Origin of the sequence: Corallococcus sp. NCSPR001 (assembly GCF_017309135.1) — a bacterium.
Classification (GTDB): Bacteria; Myxococcota; Myxococcia; order Myxococcales; family Myxococcaceae; genus Corallococcus.
In genome coordinates this window covers 6,776,267-6,798,759 of sequence record NZ_JAFIMS010000002.1, presented here as the reverse complement: position 1 = coordinate 6,798,759, position 22,493 = coordinate 6,776,267, and the positions used below count along the sequence as shown (strand labels likewise).

Annotated in this window: 18 protein-coding genes; 10 read left to right on the top strand and 8 right to left on the bottom strand. The window is 68.2% G+C overall.

Annotation, left to right across the window (positions count from 1 at the left end; translation table 11 throughout):
• Window positions 1-318, bottom strand: coding sequence for an antibiotic biosynthesis monooxygenase (locus JYJ93_RS29270; RefSeq protein ID WP_206800503.1), 318 nt, complete (start codon window positions 316-318; stop codon window positions 1-3).
• 87 nt (window positions 319-405) lie between these two features.
• Between JYJ93_RS29270 and JYJ93_RS29265 the strand changes: the two genes are divergently transcribed.
• A complete protein-coding gene (locus JYJ93_RS29265; protein ID WP_014395551.1) occupies window positions 406-1,299 on the top strand; it encodes a 1,4-dihydroxy-2-naphthoyl-CoA synthase in 894 nt (297 codons plus the stop codon).
• A 55-nt stretch (window positions 1,300-1,354) separates the two neighbouring features.
• On the opposite strand, the gene JYJ93_RS29260 is transcribed toward JYJ93_RS29265, so the two are convergent.
• Window positions 1,355-2,857 (bottom strand): ABC transporter substrate-binding protein, encoded by a 1,503-nt coding sequence (locus tag JYJ93_RS29260; RefSeq protein ID WP_206797846.1) that lies wholly within the window; start codon window positions 2,855-2,857, stop codon window positions 1,355-1,357.
• Window positions 2,858-2,961: 104 nt separating this feature from the next.
• Window positions 2,962-5,025 carry a lipoxygenase family protein gene (locus JYJ93_RS29255; protein ID WP_206797844.1) on the bottom strand — a complete coding sequence of 688 codons (2,064 nt, stop codon included), beginning with the start codon at window positions 5,023-5,025 and terminating at the stop codon, window positions 2,962-2,964.
• 235 nt (window positions 5,026-5,260) lie between these two features.
• On the opposite strand from JYJ93_RS29255, the gene JYJ93_RS29250 reads away from it, so the two are divergent.
• Genes JYJ93_RS29250 through JYJ93_RS29230 form a run of 5 tightly spaced genes read left to right on the top strand, consistent with a single transcriptional unit; the run spans window position 5,261 to window position 10,622 of the window.
• Window positions 5,261-7,291, top strand: coding sequence for a lipoxygenase family protein (locus JYJ93_RS29250; protein WP_206797842.1), 2,031 nt, complete (start codon window positions 5,261-5,263; stop codon window positions 7,289-7,291).
• A gap of 21 nt (window positions 7,292-7,312) precedes the next feature.
• A complete protein-coding gene (locus tag JYJ93_RS29245; RefSeq protein WP_206797840.1) occupies window positions 7,313-8,725 on the top strand; it encodes a cytochrome P450 in 1,413 nt (470 codons plus the stop codon).
• Between the two features lie 30 nt (window positions 8,726-8,755).
• Window positions 8,756-9,688, top strand: a complete 933-nt coding sequence (locus JYJ93_RS29240) for a DUF2381 family protein (protein ID WP_206797829.1) — start codon at window positions 8,756-8,758, stop codon at window positions 9,686-9,688.
• Between the two features lie 11 nt (window positions 9,689-9,699).
• Window positions 9,700-10,191, top strand: coding sequence for a serine/threonine protein kinase (locus JYJ93_RS29235; RefSeq protein ID WP_206797827.1), 492 nt, complete (start codon window positions 9,700-9,702; stop codon window positions 10,189-10,191).
• Window positions 10,192-10,244: 53 nt separating this feature from the next.
• Entirely contained in the window at window positions 10,245-10,622 is a 378-nt protein-coding gene (locus JYJ93_RS29230) for a hypothetical protein (RefSeq protein WP_242543969.1), read from the top strand.
• A gap of 78 nt (window positions 10,623-10,700) precedes the next feature.
• Here JYJ93_RS29230 and JYJ93_RS29225 read toward each other — a convergent pair whose 3' ends face one another.
• The 4 genes from JYJ93_RS29225 to ada all read right to left on the bottom strand — a co-directional run bounded on the left by JYJ93_RS29225 (window position 10,701) and on the right by ada (window position 14,809).
• Window positions 10,701-11,765, bottom strand: a complete 1,065-nt coding sequence (locus JYJ93_RS29225; RefSeq protein WP_242543968.1) for a DUF3103 domain-containing protein — start codon at window positions 11,763-11,765, stop codon at window positions 10,701-10,703.
• A gap of 163 nt (window positions 11,766-11,928) precedes the next feature.
• Window positions 11,929-12,858: a hypothetical protein gene (locus tag JYJ93_RS29220; protein ID WP_206797823.1), complete on the bottom strand. Its 930-nt coding sequence runs from the start codon at window positions 12,856-12,858 to the stop codon at window positions 11,929-11,931.
• 95 nt (window positions 12,859-12,953) lie between these two features.
• Window positions 12,954-13,634, bottom strand: a complete 681-nt coding sequence (locus tag JYJ93_RS29215; protein ID WP_347402707.1) for a 2OG-Fe(II) oxygenase — start codon at window positions 13,632-13,634, stop codon at window positions 12,954-12,956.
• Between the two features lie 65 nt (window positions 13,635-13,699).
• The gene (ada, locus tag JYJ93_RS29210; protein WP_206797821.1) at window positions 13,700-14,809 is read right to left on the bottom strand and encodes a bifunctional DNA-binding transcriptional regulator/O6-methylguanine-DNA methyltransferase Ada; all 1,110 of its coding nucleotides are present in this window, start codon (window positions 14,807-14,809) and stop codon (window positions 13,700-13,702) included.
• 219 nt (window positions 14,810-15,028) lie between these two features.
• On the opposite strand from ada, the gene JYJ93_RS29205 reads away from it, so the two are divergent.
• The 4 genes from JYJ93_RS29205 (at window position 15,029) to JYJ93_RS29190 (ending at window position 21,939) form a co-directional block, all read left to right on the top strand.
• Complete coding sequence (locus tag JYJ93_RS29205) at window positions 15,029-18,301, top strand: C45 family autoproteolytic acyltransferase/hydolase (RefSeq protein ID WP_206797818.1); 3,273 nt, start codon at window positions 15,029-15,031, stop codon at window positions 18,299-18,301.
• A 148-nt stretch (window positions 18,302-18,449) separates the two neighbouring features.
• Entirely contained in the window at window positions 18,450-19,070 is a 621-nt protein-coding gene (locus JYJ93_RS29200) for a TetR/AcrR family transcriptional regulator (RefSeq protein WP_206797817.1), read from the top strand.
• Between the two features lies 1 nt (window position 19,071).
• Complete coding sequence (locus JYJ93_RS29195) at window positions 19,072-20,703, top strand: DHA2 family efflux MFS transporter permease subunit (RefSeq protein ID WP_206797815.1); 1,632 nt, start codon at window positions 19,072-19,074, stop codon at window positions 20,701-20,703.
• A gap of 3 nt (window positions 20,704-20,706) precedes the next feature.
• The gene (locus JYJ93_RS29190) at window positions 20,707-21,939 is read left to right on the top strand and encodes an HlyD family secretion protein (protein ID WP_206797805.1); all 1,233 of its coding nucleotides are present in this window, start codon (window positions 20,707-20,709) and stop codon (window positions 21,937-21,939) included.
• A gap of 67 nt (window positions 21,940-22,006) precedes the next feature.
• On the opposite strand, the gene JYJ93_RS29185 is transcribed toward JYJ93_RS29190, so the two are convergent.
• Window positions 22,007-22,489, bottom strand: a complete 483-nt coding sequence (locus JYJ93_RS29185; protein ID WP_206797803.1) for a GNAT family N-acetyltransferase — start codon at window positions 22,487-22,489, stop codon at window positions 22,007-22,009.
• Between the last annotated feature and the right edge of the window lie 4 nt (window positions 22,490-22,493).

Below are 22,493 nucleotides of genomic sequence, written 5' to 3'. Positions count from 1 at the left end.
TCACCAGGCCGCGTCGTCGGGGAAGCGGTTGGCGTAGCGGCGGGCGGTGCGCGGCTCGGCCATCATGGGGGTGACGGTGTCACGCCACGTGAGGTAGTGGGCGGTCTCCTTGTGCGCGGCGGGCGCGTCCGGCGTGCGGTAGGCCTCCACGAGGACGAAGCGGGTGGGGTCTTCGTTGTCCTGGCAGACATCGAAGCGCGCGATGCCGGGCTCCTTCACGCTCTCGCGGGCGTTGGCGAGGGTGGCCTGGAGGAAGGCGTCGACGTGCTGGGGCAGCACGTGCACGTGGACATGGACGACGAGCAGGCTCGTGGGCATGGCGCGCACGGTAGCGCGGGCGTCCCCGAGCGGAAACCGCTAGGGTTCCGGGCCGTTCACTCTCCCCAATTCGGAGCAAGACAGCGCATGGTCTCGGACCTCTTTGACGCTTCCCGCTGGCAGCCGGTGGAAGGCCACAAGTTCAAGGACATCACGTTCCACCGCGCGGTGGATCAGGGCACGGTGCGCATCGCGTTCAACCGGCCGGAGGTGCGCAACGCGTTCCGCCCGAAGACGGTGGACGAGTTGGCCCGCGCGCTGGAGGCCACGCGCTTCATGACGGACGTGGGCGTGGTGCTGCTCACGGGCAACGGGCCGTCGCCGAAGGACGGCGGGTGGGCGTTCTGCTCCGGAGGCGACCAGCGCATCCGCGGCAAGGACGGCTACAAGTACGAGCCCGGCGAGGACGCGGCGGACCCCGCGCGCCTGGGACGCCTGCACATCCTGGAGGTGCAGCGGCAGATCCGCTTCCTGCCGAAGGTCGTCATCGCGGTGGTGCCGGGCTGGACGGCGGGCGGCGGGCACAGCCTGCACGTCGTGTGCGACATGACCATCGCGAGCAAGGAACACGGGATGTTCAAGCAGACGGACGCGGACGTGGCCAGCTACGACGCGGGCTACGGCAGCGCGCTCCTGGCGCGGCAGGTGGGGCAGAAGCGGGCGCGCGAAATCTTCTTCCTGGGCCAGGCCTACACGGCGGACGAGGCGTTCCAGATGAACGCCATCAACAAGGCCGTGCCGCACAAGGACCTGGAGAAGGTGGCGCTGGAGTGGGCGGCGGAGATCAACACCAAGAGCCCCACCGCCATCAAGATGCTGAAGTATGCCTTCAACCTCCCGGACGACGGGCTCGTGGGCCAGCAGCTCTTCGCCGGTGAGGCCACGCGTCTGGGCTACGGCACGGAGGAAGCGCAGGAAGGCCGCGACGCGTTCGTGCAGAAGCGCAAGCGCGACTTCAAGCGCTTCCCCTGGACCTACTGAGGCGCGCAGGGAAGAAAGGGAGCGGGCTCCCTTCCTTCCCCGGGACTTTCCGCGGCTACGGGCTGAACATGCCCGTGAGCACGCTGGCGCGGGCACGGGGCAGCGAGCGCATGAACGGGCTCGTCGCCAGGTCCGAGCCGGGCTGGTACCAGCTCTGGATTTCCGCGAAGTATGTCTGACCCGCCTGGAGCACGCCCGGGGGCAGGTACACGCTCTGGAGGTCCGTGTGCAGGGACGTCACGCGCGTCACGGTGGTGGCGCCGTTGCTCGTGCCCAGCCGGTAGATGTTCACCACGTAGTTCGTGGCCGTGCCGACCAGCGGCTTCGACCAGCGCAGCGAGGCGTCAGTCCCCACGCCCGTGAGGTTCTGGAACGCGCCGCGCGTGTTCACCAAGGGCGCCTGCACCGGCCCGACGAGGGGCTGCACGGGCGCGGCGGCGAAGGCGCTCGCCTCCTGGTCCACGCGGATGTCCACGCTCATGGTGTAGGGCGCCGCGCTCCCCAGCGCGTAGCTCTTCGTGAAGCCCGCGGTGGCGAGCGCCACCTTCTGCCAGTTCGCCGGGAGCGGGTTGTTGTACGTCATGCTCCCCGTGACGAGGTCGGTCTTCTGCGCGTCAGGATTGAGCTTCACGAGCAGGGGCTGCCCGCTGATGGACGCGCCCGCCGAGCTCAGCGCGGCCGGCCGGGCGGACATCCAGATCTCGTTGTACGTGCTGTCCGCGCCCGGGTTCACCTGGGTGCGCATCGCTTCGAAGGCCGAGCGCCTCCAGTCCACCGAGAAGGTGCCGGTCGCGGTGGGCTGGGTGAAGGTCCCGCTCACGGTGACGGGCTGTCCCTCCACCTGCGTCACGCTCGCGTCGAGCACCTTGTGCATCGCGCGGTAGGGCACGCCATTCGCGGTCGTCTTCCACCGCATCTGCGCCAGCGAGAACACATCCCCGAGGCTGCTGTCGAGCAGCACCGGGTTGCGCATGTCGGCGTAATTGAAGCTCATCCCGGAGAGCGACGTGGCGCCCGCCAGGGGGAACCCCGTGACGCCGGTGTTGACGTAGCCGAACGCGCCCGGGTTCAACGAATACACCTCCAGGTAGTCCCCCGACTGCCAGGGAGACAGGCCGGTGGCGGACACCGTCACGGGGGTGGGCAGCGAGACGAAGGTGCCATCGCGGCCCCACTCCGTGGAGCCCAGGTTGAACGTGCGGCTGGTGCTCACCAGGTAGCGCGAGCCCAGCTTCAGGTAGATGCGGCCGGAGGGGACGTTCGGCACGGAGATGGTGCCGTCCGCGGCGCCCGTGCCCGGATAGGCCGTGAACGTCCCGGTCGTTGAATCCCGCGTGTAGGCCACCACCGGCGTGGTGGACTGGTCGTATGGCTTCGTCTCGTTGCCCGACGTGGCGACGAAGGTGATCGGGCTGGTGCCGGTGACCTGGGTGATCAGGCCTTGAGTGACCGTGTCCGTCGACACGGAGGAGTCCACCGCCTCGGCCTCGTCGAGACCCGCGCAGCCAACGCCGGTCATGCCAACCCAGAGCCCGATGGCGATCAATGACTTATGCATTGTGATGGGAACCCTTTCGGCGACGCCCGGAATGGCGCCGCGCAGGGAGATTCATATCGGGTCGGTCTGACATTTCCGGGGCCGCTTCGACTCCCATTTCCTCGCTAGATGTTGATGCGCGAGCTGACCGTCCGGACATCCAGACCCAGGGCCGCGAAGTCCGCGGCATGGGCCCGGAGCAGCTCCAGCAGCCGGGGATGCACGTCCTCCTCTTCGTTGGACAGGATGAAGCCGTAGTTCGTCCTGGACAGCATCCAGGAGATCCACAGCATCTCCGTCGCCTCATCCGGCGTCGGCGCGACGTCCAGATCCTCCTCGGTGGACAGCGCGCCGCCCTTGCCCCAGCGCAATCCCAGACACGAATACAGGACCTCGCCCGCGTCCTCCCACTGGAGGTTGTTCGCCCAGGCGTGCCGGAACGTCGCGAAGAAGATGACGTAGCGACAAAGACTCTTCAGCGCCTCCACCTCACCGGGCTGGGGCGAATCCGTCAGGGTCACCGCGCTCACCGCCTTGGGACGTGGCTCCGTGGCCTTCACGTCCAGGTCCATGCGCTCCGAGCGCACGAACCACGGCGCGTCCTTCCCCGGCACCTTCGCCCGCAGATAGCGGCACACGAAGGCTGGCGCTGAATGCGCGACCAGGTCGTCCGAGAACCTGCGCACCTCCTGCCATTGCGCCTCCACCGCCGCGCCGTGCTCCGCGAAGAACGCGTCGATGTGCTCCCCGAGCAGCTTCCAGAAGAGCTGTCCCGCGTGCGCGTAGCGGTGCCCCTCGCAGACCGGCGTCGCGGGCGCGAAGCCCTTCCAGTCGTAGCTGCCCAGCAGGTGCTCCAGCCGCTGGTTGATGCTCCGCTCCGTCAACGCGCTGGCCCGCGAGATGTATCCCGTGGGCCCCACCAGGAACCCGTTGGCGGCGTGGTTGATCAACACCACCTCCCGCAGGTGCGGCATGAGCAGCCAGCGCAAGGGATTGCGCCGCAGGTTGCGGTGCGCGGCGATGGCGTACTGCTCCACGTTGAAGTGGCACTGCGCCAGGTGATTGCCCAGCTCCACGTCGAGCGTCGCGCTCACCCGCGCCATCCGCTTCGCAGCCTCCCAGGCCGCGCCATCCGCGGGCGTGTACGTCCGGCGGGTCACCGGAGAGCCCGGCGCCGTCGCACCGGGCTCCCGCATCCCCAGGATGATCCGCTGGGGCATCAGCTTCCCGTCCACCAGCCGCAGGCGGAGGTCCACGTCCGGCAGGCAATGCACGCCGTCCTGCTCATAGGCATTCCACGGCAGGTACAGGCGGAAGGAATGGTCGTCCCCGGGCACCTCCGGGTCGCGGTCCAGGATGCTGGAGAACATCCCGTTGAGCAGCCGCTCCCCGAACCACGCATCGCTCCGCGAGGAGCCGGGGGACTCGCGCTCCATCCGGACCGTCATCGTCTCCGGGTAGTCCGCCTGGATCTTCGTGAGGCTCGGCGCCTGCCCCAGGCTTATCTGCATCTGGTGCCGCCGCTTCACCAGCTCGATGGGTGCGACGGCCTTGAGCATCGCCAGCGCGCGGCCGGGCGCATACGCCGTCGGCGGCGTGCCTTCCTCCACCACCAGCAGCCGCGCCAGCGGCGTCGACGGGTCATATTCCCAATAGGGCAGCCGCAGCGTCCCGAAGTCGTACTCCAGCCCGGCGTGGTCATCCGGTCCCCGCTCCGAACCGATGCGCTTCCATGTCTCCACCACGCGTCCGTCCTGGCGGAACGTGTGCCGCGGCTCGAAGAAGCGCAGCTCCAGATCCGGCAGGTCTCCTTCACCCGCGTCCGCCGGGTCGTAGCGGATGGCGAAGGAACCATCCGAGGCCGTGAAGCCCTCGCCCAGGAAGTCGTCCGGCGTGCCGAAGTCCCGGTCCCACAGCTCGACCTTGAGGTGATGCAAGGGAATGGGCCCCTGGGGCCCGTCATGCTCGAACATCAGCCTGCCGGTGACGACGGCGGGGAGGGCGGACGCATCCCGCAGCGCTCGCGGCGCACGCACCTGCTTGACCAGGTTGCGGCTGACCGCCAGCCGCTCCTTCAGCCCCAGCCCCGCGTACCACCGCGTCAGCTCCTCCGCCTCCAGGAGCGGCGGTTCCACGGCCTTCGACGCGAACCCCAGCGAGGTCAGCAGCCGGCGCCACGCGGTGCGCATCAGCGCCTCGCCTCAATCCCAGTGGGAAAAGCCTTGCAAGCACCACCAACGCATAGGGAACGACCGTGTGCGAGCTTCATCGCGCCGGAAGGTACCACGGCCCCCCTGGAGGACCTCCCCGCGCCATCATCCTTCGGGGCGATCCACTATTGGATCCAAGGCACGCGTCTGCGATCACCTGCCCGACGCGACTTCAGCGGCGTACCTTGGGTTTGACGTGCTAGTGGGGAAATCCATGACTGTCGAGTACACGCTAACGATTCGCACGAGCTCGAAGCTGGGCGCGGGAACGAACGCGGCCATCTCCGTCGTCCTGGTGGGCACGAAGGGCGAGAGCCCTCCGTGGCCCCTGGACAAGCGCTTCCACAACGACTTCGAGTCCGGCGCGGTGGACGCCTATGTCGTCAAGGCGGAGGACCTGGGGGACCTGCTGCTCCTGCGCTTCTCCAACGCGGGCGGCGGGGTGGGCGGCGACTGGCTGTTGGACTCGGTGACCGTCACCACGACGGGGAGGCACTGGTTCTTCCCGTACTACCGCTGGGTGCTGGCCAGGACGACCGCGGACGTCCTGGAGGGCACCGCGCGGCTGCCCCAGTACATCCAGCACGAGCGGGAGAAGGCCGCCCGGCAGGAACTGCTCCAGTTCCGTCAGCGCATGTACCCGTGGCGCCCCGCGGAGGCGACCGCGGGCCTGCCCGGCGCGCTCGACATCACCGAGGCGCGCCCGCTCCCCAAGGACGAGCTCTACCGGGGGCTCGTGGACGGCAGCTATGAGGTCGTCATCGCGAAGACGCTGGCGGCCATCAAGCTGCACATGCCCGTGCTCACCAAGGCGTGGAACGGCCTGGTGGACATCTTCGACTTCTTCAAGGGCCTGGAGCTGCCCAAGCTCGCCCAGCGCTGGCAGGACGACCACGAGTTCGCCCGCCAGGCCGTGCAGGGCATCAGCCCCGTGCACATCGAGTCCATCACCGCGCTGCCGGACGGCATGCCCGTGACGGAGGACGCGGTGAAGGGGCAGCTGTCGCCGGGCATGACGCTCGCGCAGGCGCTGTCGGGCAAGCGCGTGTTCCTGCTCGACTTCGAGATCCTGGGCGACGTGCCCATGTTCAAGAAGACGGACAAGGCCGGCGTCGAGGAGCGCCGGTGGGCGCCCGCGTCCCGGTGCCTGCTGTATCTGGATGACACCCAGCAGCTGCGGCCCATCGCCATCCAGCTCGGGAGGGATCCGGAGCTGGATCCCGTGTTCACGCCCAATGACAGCCCGCACGACTGGCTGGCCGCGAAGATCTACGTGCGGTGCAGCGAGGGCAACGCGCACCAGATGGTGGGCCACGCGCTGCGCACCCACTTCGTGGCGGAGCCGTTCGTCATGGCGACGATGCGCAACCTCCCGGATCCGCACCCGGTCTACAAGCTGCTGCGCCGCCACTTCCGCTACACGCTCGCCATCAACGATGGCGCGCGGAAGGGCCTGCTCGCGGAGGGCGGCGTGTTCGACGACCTCATCGCCACCGGCGGCCCCGACCAGGGGCACCTGTTCCTGGGCAAGAAGGGGTACCGGGCCTGGAAGCTCGCGGACAACAAGCCGCGCCCGGACATCGAGCGGCGCGGGGTGCTCGACCCGGCGGTGCTTCCGCACTACCCGTACCGCGACGACGCGCTGCTCCTGTGGGACGCGCTGGAGGAGTACGTGGGCGGCGTGCTGGGGCACTTCTACCGGTCCGACGAGGACTTGGTGCGCGACACCGACATGCAGCGCTGGTGGAAGGACCTCACCGAGCACGGCCTCCCCGTGGAGAAGCTCCCGTGCGCGGAGCTGAAGCGCGTCTCCGACCTCACGGACATCCTCACCACGGTGCTCTTCACGGTGAGCGTCCAGCACGCGGCGGTGAACTACCTCCAGTACGAGCACTACGCCTTCGTGCCCAACGCGCCGCTGTGCATGCGCCAGCCTCCGCCGCGAAAGAAGGGCGTCCTGGGGGAGAAGGACATCGACGCGATGATTCCCTCCAAGACGCAGATGCTCTGGCAGGTGGCCGTGGGCCGCGCGCTGTCCAGCTTCGGGGACGACGAGGAGTACCTGCTCCACGAGGGCGGCTGGCGCGAGGACTACTTCCAGGAGCCGGAGCTCATCGCCATCCGCGACCGCTTCCACTCCCGCCTGCGCGCGCAGAGCGAGGCCGTGAGGGCGCGCAACGCGAAGAGCGCGGTGCCCTACACCGTCCTGCAGGCCGACCGCATCCCCTGCGGCATCACCGTCTAAAGCCGTCAGGAGCTATCGCCCGTGCCCAACGCCCTCTCTCGCGGCCTCTTCAACCTGTTCTTCGGCGCGAAGCGCAAGCCGTTCGCTTCGTTGCCCGGTCCTGCGCCGGGGATCCTCGGCACCGCCGGGGACTTCCTCGGGGCTTCGCCCTGGGACGTCTGCGCCCGCTATGGCCGCGAGTACGGCGGCGTCACGCTCATCTGGATGGGGCCCAATCCCGGGCTGGTGCTCAACGACCCGGCGCTCATCGCGGAGGTCTACGAGTCCCCGCGCCGGATGGAGTTCGAGAAGGGCAACATCAGCGAGCAGATCCGCCCCTCCACGACGGACGACACGGCCTTCACGGCGGAGCTGCGTGGAGACTGGGTCCAGAAGCGCGCGCTGGAGCCCACGGCCCGGCCTTGGGCCGCGGAGTCGCTGGCGGACCAGGTGGGTCCCATGCAGGCGGCCATCTCCGAGTCCGTGGACGCGCTGCTGAAGCAGGACCGCATCGACTTCACGCCCGCGCTGCGACGGCTGACGTTCGACGCGTTCTCGGTGGCGCAGGTGGGGGAGAAGCTGCCGGATCAGGTGTTCGAGGACTTCATGCTGCTCGCGAGGGCGGCGGACGCGCGCATCCAGTCGAAGCTGCCGCTGAAGTTCGTGAAGCCGCCGAAGGACTTCGAGGCGGTGAAGGCGCGCTTCTACGGTCACTTCGTGGACCGCATCCGCGAGTCACGCAAGCGCCAGGACCCGGGCGCCATGGACGTCATGTCCCGCTACCTGCGGGAGACGCCGGGCATCGATGATCAGGTGCTGGCCCACATGCTCGGGGGCACGTACTTCGGAGGCGCGTTCTCCTCCAGCGTCACGCTGGTGGGGGCGTTCCACCAGCTCAACAAGTACCCGGACGCCGACGCGCGTCTGGCCGCCGAGGCCGCTTCCCTGGTGGCGGACGGGCCGCTGACGTTCCAGAAGTTGGAGACCGCGAAGTGGGCGGAGGCGGTGGCCTATGAAGCGCTGCGCATCCTGCCGGCGGTCCGGGTGATGACGCGCACGCCGTCGAAGGACGCGCAGCTGGCTGGGGTTACGTTGCCAGCGGGGTCGATGATCATGATCTCGAACCAGCACCTGCACCGGGACCCGGCGCACTGGCCGGACCCGGACACGTTCAAGCCGGAGCGCTGGCTGGACGGGGGCACGACGCGAGATCCGCTGGGAAGCGGCCACTTCTTCCCCTTCGGCCGGGGGCCACGCGCGTGCGTGGGCGCGGACTTCGCGATGGTGTTCCTGAAGACGGCGCTGACGACGATTGCGTCCCGCGTGAAGGTCCAGCTCGATTCGACGGAACCCTTCGAGGAGGGCTTCTTCTTCGGCGTGGTGCTGCCGAAGGGCGTCACCGGGAAGCTCGTCGCACGGGAGACCCAGGCATCACTGACTGCCAGGGTTGGATGAAAGGCACCTTACCTGATAGGTTGGGAGGTCATGCGCGCCCTCCCTCTTCTCAGGTATGGCCTCCTGCTTGTCCTGATGGCTTCGCCGTCCCTGGCGAGGGAGGTGGCGGACAAGCTCACCATCCGGACGCTCAAGGTCCCAGCCCATCCAGCCCAGGAGGCGCCGTCCATCTATGTCTCCTGGCAGGTGGTGACAGCGCTTCGATTCGAGGCGGAAGTAGATCCCGCCCGGACGAGGTTCCTGGGATGGGAAGGACGTTTCGAAGCGCCACTGATCGGCGGCAAGAAGGTCATCCTCGAGCCACTGCGTGAGCTTGATGGTGGTGACGCGTTACCCCTGCTGGTGACACTCGTTGATGGAACGGAATTCACGTTCCTCGTGAGGGCCAGGAGCCAGGACAACTGGGGCTGGATCGACTATCAGGTCAACGTGTTCAAGGACCCCGACAGCTACAATGCGGTCCTCTCGTCGCTCTATGACTCGCTCGGCCGCGAGCGCAGGCTGAGTGAGGAGAATGAGCGATTCAAGAAGGAAGAGAACTCGGTCGACCACGCCTACGCGACGCTTCTCGCGAATGGACAGGTCAAGAAGACGCCGTTTCGGCGTGCGAAGTTCTGGCGCTCGAAGAACGAAGACATGGACATGGTTGTGGAGGTCTTCTCGGGGCCAGAAAAGGCAGCGGCCGTGATTCACCTGACGAACACCTACCATGGCCAGACCTGGATGTTCGACGGGGCCTATCTCACTCGCGACTTCTCCAGTGACACCGCTCGCCCGTTCGCGCTTCGCATGAACCGCTCGGTCCTCGTTTCGGGGCAGTCGGGCAGGATCGCCGTCGTTGTCGACAAGAGCGCCTTCGAGGACAAGGAGGGACAACTGGCCGATCTGGGCCTCCAGATCTTCCGGGACGATGGACTCCTCCAGGTGTTCGTCGCGATGGATCACACCCTGCTTCGGCAGTAGAAGTGGCGCTCATGCGCATGCCCAAGGCCCTGTTGTTCGGCACTGTCCTCCTGCTTGGCGCCTCTGCCGGCTGTACTGCGGCGGGCGGTGTGGCGCTACGCCCCGACGGAACCCCGGGGCCGCAGGAGTGCTCGGAGAAAGCGCTCGAAGTCATGCGGTATCTGAGACTGCGCGTGGGGGACGCCGCGCTTGCGGATCTCGATGCCAACCAGATCGACGCCCGCCGCATCTCGCTTTACGACGGACCCATTGAGAGCATCCTCAAGGACGACATGGGCACCCTTGAGGCGACGACACGCTTGTATGGGCGGGTCTGGACGAGCGGGCCCCAGGTCGTCATTCGCTGGTACGAGGCGCACCCGCCAGATGGCGACAAGGTTCCCATCTGCGCCGTGGCTCGCCTCAGCCGGGATCAAATGCGGAAGCTGCCTGAGTCAAAGCCCGGAATGGCGATTCTCGACGGCTCCGTCGCGGCTGCCTACATCGTCGATTCATTTCGCTGACATCTGGCCTTGGGTGCTGCTGAAGCTTTGCGCCTGGCTCTGTGGAAGGACCCATGGCCTACGATTCCAATTTTGACGTCGATGCCGTGATGGGCGTCCTTGGGACCATCGGAGAGCGGTTCCAGGATGGAACTCCCGAAGACGAAGCGCTGAGAATCGCCGCAGTGGCGCTGCTTTACGTCCGCGAGAACGGGAAACTGGAGGACTACCGGGAGTACTTCCGGAAGTTCTTCATCCCCGCCACGGAGTCCATTGTCGTGGCCCAATCGTTCTCCACGACGGAGGAGGCTGAAGCCTGGCTCGCTCAGGGGCTGGGGCGGGAGGGTGACCTGGTTCGTGTCGCGGGAAAGGGCTTCCGGGTCATCCCCCGCAGGAAGGGCGGCGGGCTGATGTTTCTCCGCACGCCACTTCCCGAGGAAATGGAGCCCTGAGTTGCAGGGACCTGGGTTGGATGCGCCCGGTCCCCGCTGGCTTGGTGAGCCGATACGACTCACGGTGCCTGCCGACTGCTACTGGCTCAGGAGTTCGTAAGGCCTGAGCGACACCACCGCGTTGCCGCGTGCTCCGCTGTAGTTGGTGTAGGCGTGGTTCTTTTCCAACGTGTAGAACGAATCGACGTAGTCGTCGTCGTTGGTGAACCATTCACCGGGCATGCGATCCACCAGCCCGCTGCCCAGGGCCACCAGGGCGCCGATCTCCGGCTGGCCGATGGCCGTCAGGATCTGGCTCGCGACATTGAACAGGTAGCTCACCAGCTCCTGGTAACTGGTGTTGTCGTCATGCTCCATGAGGATGACGTTCGCCGCCGCCCAGCGATAACGCTCCCAGAAGATCAGGACCTGGTTCGGGGTATAGACCCTCCCGTCCGTGTCCAGATAGGGCATGTCGACGATGTCCAACTGCGGCGCGTCACGGCTGGGGTCGACACCGTTGACGATGGCGTAGACCTCCGCGTTGCCGGAGATCCAGGGCTCCTCGTCGTCGTTCAGGTAGATGCGATCGAGGATCGTCACCGGCGTGCTGGTCGCCGCGGCGGCCGTGCTCTGGACGGGCAGGGGACGCTGCCCGAGGGCCACGAGTTGCTCGCGCATCAGCTTGATGCCGGCGGCCAGGTCCCTGCGCGCGTCGAGGTCCACCACCAGCACCGGCTGTTCAGGCATGCGGTGCACGTCGAGATGGTGCACGCGGCCAAGGCCATCGAAGGCCTCGATGAATCGCCACTGGGAGTCATCGCCGTCCGGCTCATACGCGTAGAGGGGCTCAACGCCTTGCTGCAATGCCGCCAGCATGGACGCGCTGGCCAGACGCAGCTGAAGCAGGCTGTCGAGCTCCCGATCGATGCCCTTGAGCCGGCGGATGCTCAGGTCCGCTCGCTCCGCCACGCCCGTGACAGAGGACGGGGCCGGCACGGTGCTCAGCCACTGCTTCAGATCCACGGAGAGGTGCTCGGCGCTCAAGCGGGAAGCGAGCGCTTTTCGCAGCACCGTGTCCTGCTTCGCCAGGGTCAGCGCCACCTCGCGCTTATCGGCGGCCAGCGACACGCTGATGCGCTCGCGCAGCGCCGCTGGCTTCATGGCGGCGGCTCGAGCTTGGGGGACTGCGTTCATGCAAAAGAACAACGCGATGACCATCCCTATCCGCTTCATTGGATCCTCCTGTGGGTGAGAGAGGGTGCTGGGGCCGCCGCCGCAGGGGCCCGGGCCGGATGCGCCCGGTCCCCACGGTTGGCTCACTTCATCAGCGCGACATCGAGGCGTAGCCGTCCACGTACCCGATCGTCGGGGTGTACTGCTCCAGGTGCTCGCGGACCGGACCGGGCAGGTCGGAGTTCAGCGCGCTGCCCGAGCCCTGCACCGTCAACGGCTGGCTCGCGACGACCTGCACGGTGAAGGCACCCTGGTTGTTGCTTTCGTTGCTCTCCGCGATGTCATCGTCCAGGTCCGCCACGAGGACCAGGTAGTAGGTCCCTGGCGCGATGGCGCTCGAGAACGTGATGCCCGTGGACGGAACCGAGAACGTGCCCGCGCCCGTGCCCACGGAGATCCCGCCGATGTAGCTGAGCACGTTGTAGCTGGTGTCCGTCAGGAAGACGCCCAGCGTGGACGAGGTCGTCACGGGGCACGCCGTGTAGAGGTCCGCCGTGAAGTTGACGGTGCCCCCGGGCGTGATGGTCGTGGGGCTCAGCGTCCCGGCCGTGAAGTAGAAGTCCGGGAGCTTGGTGGTGCCAATCAGCGTGTCGTCGCCCCACGGGAGCCCGAAGTCCGCCTCGACCTGGATGTAGAAGCTCTGCGGAGCGCAGGCACTCGCTGCCGCCGCCAGCACGGTCTGCGCGCTGGCCTGGACCGTGGCGTAGGAGAAGGACGCCGACTGGGTCCCCGTGGGCGGCAGGTAGAGCCCGTTTCCGGCCCACCCCAGCGTGATCTGACGCGAGCTCATCAGGACCCGGTTGGAGGTCCCCTGCGGCGTGGTCGCCAGGTAGAAGCGGATCTGTGACGTGGCGATCAGGCTGCTTCCATTCAGGCCGTAGCTGATCGTGAAGGTGGAATAGGGGTTGGGAACCGTCGCGGGCGCGGTCACCGTCGTGACCCCCACCGCCGCCTGGGCCGGAGCCGAGGCAATGCAAACCACCGCGAAGGCCGCCAACAGGAGTTGCCTGAGTTTTGTCATTCACTCAGAGTGGACAATCTCAGGTGTTCAAATCAAGAGTTCTCCGGATGGGTGGGAATAGCCCCAATAGTTGAATGTGTGCCCAATGCCAGGAGCTACGCCGCATCATGGAAAATGATGCCCACCGTGTGCCTCATACCCGAGCGCACGCGGCTGACGCCGTGACGCAGATTGACGCGGTACGTGCCCCGCGTGCCCTGGACCGGTCGATGATGCACCGCGAAGACGACCGCGTCTCCTTGACGCAAGGGGACGACCTCCGCGCGGGACTGCACCCGGGGACGCTGCTCCGTCAGCACGAACTCGCCACCCGTGAAGTCCTTTCCTGGATCGGAGAGGAGAATGGCTACCTGGAGCGGGAAGACGTGCTCGCCGTACAGGTCCTGGTGCAGGCAGTTGTAGTCGTCCGTGCCGTAGCGCAAGAGCAGGGGCGTGGGCCGCATCTGCCCGGCTTCGTGGCAGCGTGCGAGGAAGTCCGCGTGCGCGTCCGGAAACCGCACGTCGAGGCCCATCGCCGTGTTCCATCGGTTCGCGATGGGCGCCAGGCATGGGTACAGCGCCGTGCGCAGGTCCGTCACGACCTCTGGAAGCGGATGGTCGAAGTATTTGTATTCACCTCGGCCAAACCCGTGCCGCGCCATGACGACCCGACTGCGAAAGGCATCCTCCACGTCGTAGAGCAGCGCCAATGCTTCGCACTCGTCAGCGGTGAGCAGGGCCCCGAGCACCGCACACCCCCGAGCATCCAGCTCCCGGCTCGTCACCTCCCAATCCACCGCACCCACTCGTGCCTGGATCCCCGGCGGGGCGCGGACCGCGAGCGCACCTCCACGGCGTGCGCTCATCTCCGCGCCCCTTGCGCCAGCCCGCCATCTGCCGCGTGCGCGGATTCGCGCTCCAGCAGCGCGCGCTTGCGCTCCACGCCCCAGCGGTAGCCAGACAGCGCGCCGTCATTGCGCACCACCCGGTGACACGGAATCACCACCGCCAGCGCATTCGCCCCACAGGCCTGCGCCACGGCCCGCACGGACTTCGGTGAGCCAATCCGCTCCGCGATGTCCGTGTAGCTCGCCGTCTTCCCCGCCGGGATCTCCCGCAGCGCCTGCCACACGCGCTGCTGGAACGCCGTGCCCCGCACGTCCAGGGGCAGGTCCAGCCCCACGCGCGGCGCCTCCACGAAGCCCACGACCTTCGCCACCAACTGCTCGAACTTCGCGTCGCCTCCCACCAACGTCGCCTGCGGGAAGCGGTCCTGGAGGTCCTTCGCCAGCGCGTCCGGATCATCCCCCATCAGGATGGCGCATACGCCCCGGTCGCTCGTGGCCACCAGGATGGGACCCAGCGAGCACTCCGCGATGGCGAAGTGGATCTCCGTGTTCGCGCCCCCGGCGCGGAAGTTCGTCGGTGTCATGCCCAGGACCTGGCTGGAGGTTTCGTAGAAACGGCCGCTCGAATTGAAGCCGGCGTCGTAGATGGCCTCGGTGACGGAGCCGCGCTTCGTCAGCCCGGCGCGGATCCGCTCCGCACGCTGCGCCGCCGCATAGCCCTTCGGCGTCAGCCCCGTGACGGCCTTGAACACCCGGTGCAGGTGGTACGGCGACAGCCCCGCGCGCTCCGCAAGCTCCTCCAGGCTCGGCATCTCCTCGGAGGCCTGGATGAAGCGGCACAGGTCGGCCACCCGGTCCGCGTGCTTCACGGCGAGCGAGGGCTCCCCCGGCCTGCACCGCTTGCACGCCCGGAACCCCGCCTGCTCCGCCGCCGCCACCGTCAGGTGGAAGCCCACGTTCTCCGGCCTCGGTGTCCTCGCGCCACAGGACGGACGGCAGTACACCCCCGTCGTCCGCACGGAATAGAAGAAGCGCCCATCCGCCGCCGCGTCCCGGGCGACGACCGCCGCCCAGCGCGGGTCGCCCACCGTCGCCGCCGCGAGGGCTTCCGTCTTCGTCGCCATGTTCCGCCTCCCTTCAATGTCCACGAGGCGAAACCTAACCCCCGGTGCACAGGCCAGCACTCCGCGCCTTGCGGTCGAATTCGGGCCGTCATGGAACAGGGCGTCATGGCAGGAAGCTGTCCAGCCGCGCCGGCAGTGAACCCCGCGCAATGCGTGGCAGCACGTCCGCGTACGACGTGACAGGATGCCGCACCCATTCCTCCTTCCCATGAGCAAGCCATGTCCCACCTGCGTCTGATGTGGAAACGCTCCCGTCTGCTCTGGCCCACGCTGGCCGCATGCGCCTCGGCCTCTGCATGGGCTGCCCCCGCGTCCATCGCCATCCCCAACGCCGGCTTTGAATCCGGCGCCGCCAGCGGCCTGCCCCAGGGCTGGACCGCGTCAGGCCAGGGCAAGGTGTCCGCCCGCACCGACGCGAAGTCGGAGGGCAGCCGCAGCCTCGTCATCGAAAGCCCCCAGGGCGGCGCGGAGACCACCGTCGTCTCCGAGCCCGTGAAGCTCCAGGTGGGCCGCCTCTACCGGCTCTCCGCCTGGGTGCGCACCCAGGGCGTGCAGGCGGACGCGCAGGCCCGCTATCCCACGGCGCTGGGCGCGTGTCTGTCCATGCAGAGCTTCCCCTTCACCAACTGCTCTCCGCCGCAGGGCGCCGACCAGAGCGGCCGGGTGCAGGTGCTGTTCTTCGCCACCACGTCCAATGACCGCGTGCGCGCGCACCTGGGCCACAACGGCAAGGCCACCGGCACCGCGTGGTTCGACGACGTGAAGCTGGAGGAGGTGACCGACGTCACCCAGTACATCCCGATGGAGAGCGTGCGGTGGGCCGGCAAGGGCTTCCGCTACGACGACGGCGGCTGGGTGTACGTGCACATCGAGGGCGAGCCCTACGAGCGCGGCCGTCAGTACGGCGAGCTCGTGTCGCAGGAGATCGTCCGCTACATCGAGAAGCTGGGCATCCAGAAGGATAAGGCGGACGCCGCGAAGGGCTGGGCGCAGGTGCGCCTGCTCGCGGACTCGCTGTTCCTGCGCCGCTTCGACCCCGAGTACCTGGAGGAGATGAAGGGCATCGCCGACGGCGCCAACGTGGGCGGCGCGAAGTTCAAGGGCCCGGATGGCAAGGAGCGCGACCTGGACGTGCTCGACGTCGTCGCCATCAACTCCGCCGTGGACCTGGGCCAGCTGGAGGACGCCAACCGCGTCACCGCGTCCCCGATCTCCGGGCGCACCTTCCTCAAGGGCGAGGACGAGAACGGCCGGGCGGGGGAGGGCGACCACTGCTCGTCCTTCGTGGCCACGAAGTCCGCGACGAAGGATGGCCGCGTCGTCATGGGCCAGATCTTCATGTGGAACGGCTACACCGGCGTCCACTGGGACGTGGTGCTGGACGTGCAGCCCACCAAGGGCCACCGCTTCGTGATGCAGACCTTCCCGGGCGGCATCCACAGCGGCTCCGACTGGATGCTCAACGACGCGGGCATCGTCATCGGCGAGACGACCGTGGGCCAGACGCCCTTCAACATCGACGGCACCCCGCAGAGCAACCGCATCCGCAAGGCCGTGCAGTACGCGAACTCCATCGACGACGTGGAGCGCATCCTCAAGGACCGCAACAACGGTCTCTATACCAACGACTGGACGCTCGCGGACACCAAGACGGACGAGGGCGCGTGCCTGCTCCTGGGCACCGCGAAGACGCGGCTGTGGCGCACCGGCAGCAAGGGCAAGGCCGGGGATACGCCTGGAAACCTCAAGGACTTCATCTGGGCCAACAACAACAACCGCGACCCGGAGGTCCGCAAGGAGTCCGTACCCAACGCGAGCAACGCTCCGGTGGACCTGGCCTTCAACACCTGGAACCGCGACGTCGCCTTCCAGGAGTACTACGCGAAGTACGGCAAGGGCGGCTTCGACGTGGACAGCGCCACGCGCATGATGGCGTCCAGCCCCATCAACCGTCCGCACGCGTGTGACGGGAAGATCACCACCTCGGAGATGACCGAGAAGCTGATGTTCCTGGCCCACTACGGCAAGACGACGCTGCGCGAGAAGATGGTGGGCAGCCGCTGGATTCCGGACCTGCCCGGCGCCACGCCGCACCTGTCCCTGGGCTACACCGCCTTCAGCCCCATCTACGTGGCGGACCAGCTGAAGGCCGCGAAGGCGAAGCAGAAGCCGGAGCCCAAGGCGGACAAGCCCAAGCGCGACTTCGCCCGCGTGAAGGACGCGCTGTCCTTCGACGAGAAGAAGCTCTGGGCCAACACGGTGTTCCCCGCGACGGACGCGGACAACTGGTTCGGCAGCGGCTCCGCCGCGTACTGGACCCAGCTCCGGGACCTGCCGGAAGGGGACGACCTGTCCAAGGCCTTCGACGCCCAGCGCGACGCGCTCGCGGAGCTCAACGCCCGCTACCTGTACGTCACGGCCCGCGAGGGCGACGTGGTGCCCACCGCCGCGCGCACGGACTACGGCCGTTATGGCCAGTACGCGGTGCCGCGCATCAAGGGCACGTACCTGCTGCACCAGCTGCGGCTGACCCTGGGCAACGCGAAGTTCGCCAAGGTGATGGGCGCGGTGCACTCGAAGTTCGCGAACAAGAAGCTCACCACCCAGGACTTCATCCGCACCGCTTCGGAGGCCGCGGGCCAGGACGTGAGCCCCTGGGTGAAGCAGTGGGTGGAGCGCGGGGGCCTGCCCGCGCCGCGCCTCACCTCCCGCGCCCAGAAGGCCAAGGAGGGCTACGAGGTGACGCTGAAGGTGGACCAGTCCGGTACGCCCTGGCGCTTCGCCACGCTGGTGGAGGTGCAGACGGAGAAGGGGGCCGTGCTGGAGCGCATGGAGGTGAAGAGCGGCAGCGACACCTTCACCGTGAAGGTCCCGGACCGGCCGGTGCGCGTGGTGTTCAACGTGGGCAACGACATCCCCGTGGCCCGCGAGCGCTACCAGACCCTGGCCAACACGCTGGATGACTGGGACAAGCTCCTCTTCGTGTACGGCTCCGCGCGCCAGGTGGAGTCCATGCGCACGCTGGCGACGAACTACCGCGAGCAGTTGGCGGACGCGTCCCCGGAGCGCCTGGCCCCGCTCAAGCCGGACGCGGAGGTGACGGACGCGGAGCTCGCGGACCGCGACCTCGTCGTCTTCGGGGGCCTGGAGGACAACGGGCTCATGGCGCGCCTGGCGGCGGAGAAGAAGCTGCCGGTGGAGCTGGGCCGGCGCTTCTTCCGCTGGCAGGGCAAGACGTACGGCCGCGCGGATGACGGCCTGGCCCTGGCGCTGCCCAACCCCTGGAACCCGAAGCGGACGCTGTACCTCTTCGTCGCCAACAGCGGCCTGGAGCTGTGGCACATGACTCGCTCGTTCCAGCGCGGCCTCCAGAGCTGGGCGCTGTTCCGCGCGGGCGAGGTCAGCGGCAAGGGCTTCCACGCCACCGACGGCTTCACCCAGGAGCTGTCCGTGGACCTGCCGGCCCCCAAGCTGGGCATGCTCACGCCCTGAGCCGCCGTCGCTGAAGATCCAGGTCGTCCAAGGAAGGGCCGGCGGAGCGCACTCCCGCCGGCCCTTCTTGCGTCTGCCCGCTTCCCCCCTCTGAAGGTCCCGGTCGATTTGACTCCGGCGCGGAGAGGGTTAAATCTCTCTTCAGGAAATGAATCGAGATTCAAAATCTGAGGCGCCCGTCAAAAGGCTGCGCTCGCGTCTGAAGGAAGCCACCGCTGACGCCATCCTGGCGGCGGCCGCGGCGGTGTTCGCTCGCGACGGCCTGCACGCGGCGAAGATGGAGTCCATCGCCGAGCAGGCAGGCGTGTCGGTGGGGACGCTCTACAACCACTTCACCGACCGCGCGGCCCTGCTGGACGCGCTGCGCGCGAAGCGCCGGCAGCTGATGCTGGACCGGCTGGACGCGGCCCTGGCCCCCGTGACGGAGCGCCCCGCGCGCGAACAACTGCGCGCCTTCGTGATGGCGCTGTTCGCTCACGTGGCGGAGCGCGACGCGTTCGTGCGGGTGCTGGTTCAGCTGCCGGAGGATCCGGCGCGCAAGAGCCGCATCCTGGCGGAGCTCAGCAAGCGCGTGGTGGTCATCGTGGACCGGGGCATCCAGGCCGGTGAGTTCCGCGCGGAGGGCCGCGCGTACTACCCGAATCTCCTGATGGGCATGGTGCGCGGCGCGTTGGACCGCCTGCGCGAGGACGACGCCGCGAACCCTCCGGCAGCCGCCTGGGCGGAGGAGATCCTCCGCGTCTTCTTGAAGGGCATCGAGGTCGACTGACATGGCGACAGCCGTCGTGACACCGGAGGTCCTGGCGCAAGTCGCGCCCAGGGCCCCCGTCAACAAGTGGCTCGTCACCCTGTCGGTGACGTTCGGCACGCTGATGGGCGCCATCGACTCGTCCATCGTGAACGTGGCGCTGCCGCAGATCCGCGGCGCCGTGGGTGCCACGGTGCAGGAGATCACCTGGGCCACCACCGGCTTCGTCATCGCCACGGTGATGGTGATGCCGCTCACGGGCTTCCTGGGCCGCATGTTCGGCCAGAAGCGCGTGTACCTGGCGTGTCTGGTGCTCTTCGTCGCGGGCTCGTTCCTGTGCGGGTTCGCGTGGAACCTGCCCACGCTGGTGCTCTTCAGATTCCTCCAGGGACTGGGCGCGGGCGCATTGCAACCCACCGAGCAGGCCATCCTCCGGCAGACGTTCCCGCCCAAGGAGCAGGGCACCGCGATGGCCATCTTCGGCATGGCCGTGATGGTGGGCCCGGCCATTGGCCCCACGCTGGGCGGCTACATCGTGGACAACTGGCACTGGTCCTGGATCTTCTTCATCAACGTGCCGGTGGGCATCCTGGGCTTCTTCATGGTGGCCCGCTTCGTCCAGGAGGACGAACAGCTGCGCGCCACCGCGCGCCAGGAGGCCGAGAAGCAGCGCAAGCACATGGACTGGTCCGGCATCACGCTGCTCTGCATGGGCCTGGCCACGCTCCAGTACTTCCTGGAAGAGGGACAGGCGGATGACTGGTTCGAGTCCCCCGTCATCGTCATCTGCGCGCTGATCTCCGCCACGTGCCTCGTCGCCTTCGTCATCCGCGAGCTGACCGCGGAGGCCCCCGCGGTGAACCTGCGGCTGTTCAAGGACCCGGTGTTCGCGTCCGGCACGCTGTTGGGCGCGCTGGTGTTCGCGGTGCTCATGGCCAGCATGTTCCTCTTGCCGGTGTTCATGCAGGAGCTGCTGGGCTTCACCGCGACGCAGTCGGGCTTCTCGCTGATGCCGCGCACGCTGGTAATGATGTTGATGATGCCCATCGTCGGGCGGCTGTACGGCAAGGTGCCGGCGCGCATCCTGGTGGGCTTGGGCATCGTGTTCGCGGGCTTCGGCGCCTACGAGATGAGCCACTTCTCGCTCGCGACGGGCTCCAACAACATCATCGCGGCCATCGCGCTGCAGGGCGTGGGCTTCAGCATGATGTTCGTGCCGCTCAGCGCCACGGCGCTCGGCAGCATCCCTCGCGAGCGGATGGCGGACGCGACGGGCCTCAACTCGCTGTTGCGTCAGATTGGCGGGTCCGTGGGCCTGGCCATCTTCACCACGCTCCTGTCGCGCTACACCGTGCTGTCCAAGGCCTCCATCGCCGCGCACGTGAACCCGGAGCGGTGGGAGGTCGCCAGCCGCATGGCCGCCACCCAGAAGGGGCTCATGCAGCACGGCCTGGACGCCGCGAGCGCCAGCATGGCCAGCCTCCAGATGATGGTGGGCAACGTGTCACGGCAGGCCATGGTGCTCGCGTTCGACAAGCTCTTCGTCCTGGCGGCGCTGATGTTCGTGGTGGTGCTGCCGCTCATCTACTTCCTCAAGGACCCCCCGAGCGTCGGGGGCTCCCACGAGAAACCGCACATCGACGTGGAGATTTAAGACATGGCAACGACAACGACTGCTCCCCAACTCGTCCCCGAAGCGGCGCCCGCGCCCGCCGCCTCGGCGCAGGCGAAGCGCGGCAAGCGGGGCTTCCTCATCCTCGGTGGCGTCGTGGCTGCCATCCTGCTGGCCATTGGCGGCTTCAAGCTCGTCACGGCCGGGCAGGAGTCCACCGACGACGCGCAGGTGGAGGCGGACGTGGTGCCCCTGGCCGCGCGCGTGTCCGGCCCCGTGGTGAAGGTGGCCGTGCTGGACAACGCCACCGTGCGCCAGGGCGACGTGCTCCTTCAAATCGACCCGCGTCCCTATGAAGCGCGCGTGAAGCAGGCGGAGGCCGAGCTGGAGTCCGCGCGCGCCCAGGCCGCCGCGGCGGACGCGCAGGCCACGGTGGCGGCGGCCGGCGCGAAGGGCGGCCTCTCCAGCGCGAAGGCGCTCGTGTCCACGAGCACGTCCGCGGTGAGCGGCGCCCAGGCGCAGGTGGCGGCGGCCCGCGCGGCGCTGACCCGCGCGGAGGCCCAGGCCCGCAAGGCCACGCTGGACCTGGAGCGGACCCAGAGCCTGCGTCAACAGAACGTCGTGGCGCAGAGCGCTCTGGATGACGCGCAGACGGCCAACGAGACGGCGCAGGCCGCGCTCGAAGGCGCCCGCGCGCAGCTCGCCCTGGCGGAGGAGGGCCGGCGCACCGCGGAGAGCAAGGTGGCGGAGGCCCGGGGCCAGCTCGACGTGAGCGCCCCCATCGACGAGAAGATCGCCGCCGCCCAGGCCAACGCGTCGCTGGCGCACGCTCGGGTGAAGGGCGCGGAGGCCGCGCTCGACCAGGCGAAGCTCCAGTTGGAGGACACGCGCATCATCGCTCCGGCGGACGGCCAGGTGTCCAAGCTGTCCGTGCACGCGGGCCAACTGCTCACCCCCGGCCAGGCCGTGGCGGAGCTGGTGCCCACGACGACCTACGTGGTGGCCAACTTCAAGGAGACGCAGGTGGGCCACATGCAGCCCGGCCAGCGCGTGGAGGTGGAGCTGGACGCCTTCTCCGGTGAGAAGCTGGAGGGCAGGGTGGAGAGCCTGTCCGGAGGCACCGGCTCCCGCTTCTCGCTGCTGCCGCCCGACAACGCGTCCGGCAACTTCGTGAAGGTGGTGCAGCGCGTGCCCGTGCGCATCTCCTGGGTGCACCCGCCGCAGGGGATGGCCCTGCGCGCCGGCCTCTCCGCCGACGTGACGGTGCACACGAAGTAGGCCTCAGGCCCGAAGCCCCACACCCCAGCGCCGCGCCCCTCACGGGACGCGGCGCTTTTTCGTGCCGTCAGAGCGTGACGGACATCTCCACGTCCGCGCGCGAGTAGCCCGTCTCTCGTGACACCTCCGGGCCCTCGCGCGTGGTGACGAAGCCGTGCTTGCGGTACAGCCCCAGCGCGGGCCCCAACGCGCTGTTGGTGACGAGGTACATCCGCTTCGCGCCGCGCTCACGGGCCATGGCCAGCGCGGCCCGCATCAGCGCGTCGCCCAGGTCGCGGCCCCGTGCCTCCGGGGCCACCGCCATCTTGCACAGCTCGAACGTGTCCGCGTCCTCGCGCCTCAGCGCGCACGTGCCCTGCACCTGTCCATCCACGAGCGCGAAGAACACCTCGCCCCCCGGCGCCAAGAACATCCCGTGCGGGTCCGCGAACGAGGCCTCGTCCGAGCCCTCGATGCGGAAGTCCTTTTCAATCCACTGCCGGTTGAGCCGCGCGAAGTGCTCGCGCAGCTCCGGCCGGTAGGGGACGACCTCGACGGACGCGGGGGCCATGGCG

Coding starts and splice junctions, on each gene's coding strand:
- JYJ93_RS29205 (WP_206797818.1), top strand. CDS start 15,029: ATGTCCCACCTGCGTCTGATGTGGAAACGCTCCCGTCTGCTCTGGCCC.
- JYJ93_RS29255 (WP_206797844.1), bottom strand. CDS start 5,025: ATGCGCACCGCGTGGCGCCGGCTGCTGACCTCGCTGGGGTTCGCGTCG.
- JYJ93_RS29220 (WP_206797823.1), bottom strand. CDS start 12,858: ATGACAAAACTCAGGCAACTCCTGTTGGCGGCCTTCGCGGTGGTTTGC.
- JYJ93_RS29185 (WP_206797803.1), bottom strand. CDS start 22,489: ATGGCCCCCGCGTCCGTCGAGGTCGTCCCCTACCGGCCGGAGCTGCGC.
- JYJ93_RS29270 (WP_206800503.1), bottom strand. CDS start 318: ATGCCCACGAGCCTGCTCGTCGTCCATGTCCACGTGCACGTGCTGCCC.
- JYJ93_RS29200 (WP_206797817.1), top strand. CDS start 18,450: ATGAATCGAGATTCAAAATCTGAGGCGCCCGTCAAAAGGCTGCGCTCG.
- JYJ93_RS29250 (WP_206797842.1), top strand. CDS start 5,261: ATGACTGTCGAGTACACGCTAACGATTCGCACGAGCTCGAAGCTGGGC.
- ada (WP_206797821.1), bottom strand. CDS start 14,809: ATGGCGACGAAGACGGAAGCCCTCGCGGCGGCGACGGTGGGCGACCCG.
- JYJ93_RS29240 (WP_206797829.1), top strand. CDS start 8,756: ATGCGCGCCCTCCCTCTTCTCAGGTATGGCCTCCTGCTTGTCCTGATG.
- JYJ93_RS29195 (WP_206797815.1), top strand. CDS start 19,072: ATGGCGACAGCCGTCGTGACACCGGAGGTCCTGGCGCAAGTCGCGCCC.
- JYJ93_RS29265 (WP_014395551.1), top strand. CDS start 406: ATGGTCTCGGACCTCTTTGACGCTTCCCGCTGGCAGCCGGTGGAAGGC.
- JYJ93_RS29190 (WP_206797805.1), top strand. CDS start 20,707: ATGGCAACGACAACGACTGCTCCCCAACTCGTCCCCGAAGCGGCGCCC.
- JYJ93_RS29230 (WP_242543969.1), top strand. CDS start 10,245: ATGGCCTACGATTCCAATTTTGACGTCGATGCCGTGATGGGCGTCCTT.
- JYJ93_RS29260 (WP_206797846.1), bottom strand. CDS start 2,857: ATGCATAAGTCATTGATCGCCATCGGGCTCTGGGTTGGCATGACCGGC.
- JYJ93_RS29235 (WP_206797827.1), top strand. CDS start 9,700: ATGCGCATGCCCAAGGCCCTGTTGTTCGGCACTGTCCTCCTGCTTGGC.
- JYJ93_RS29225 (WP_242543968.1), bottom strand. CDS start 11,765: ATGAAGCCAGCGGCGCTGCGCGAGCGCATCAGCGTGTCGCTGGCCGCC.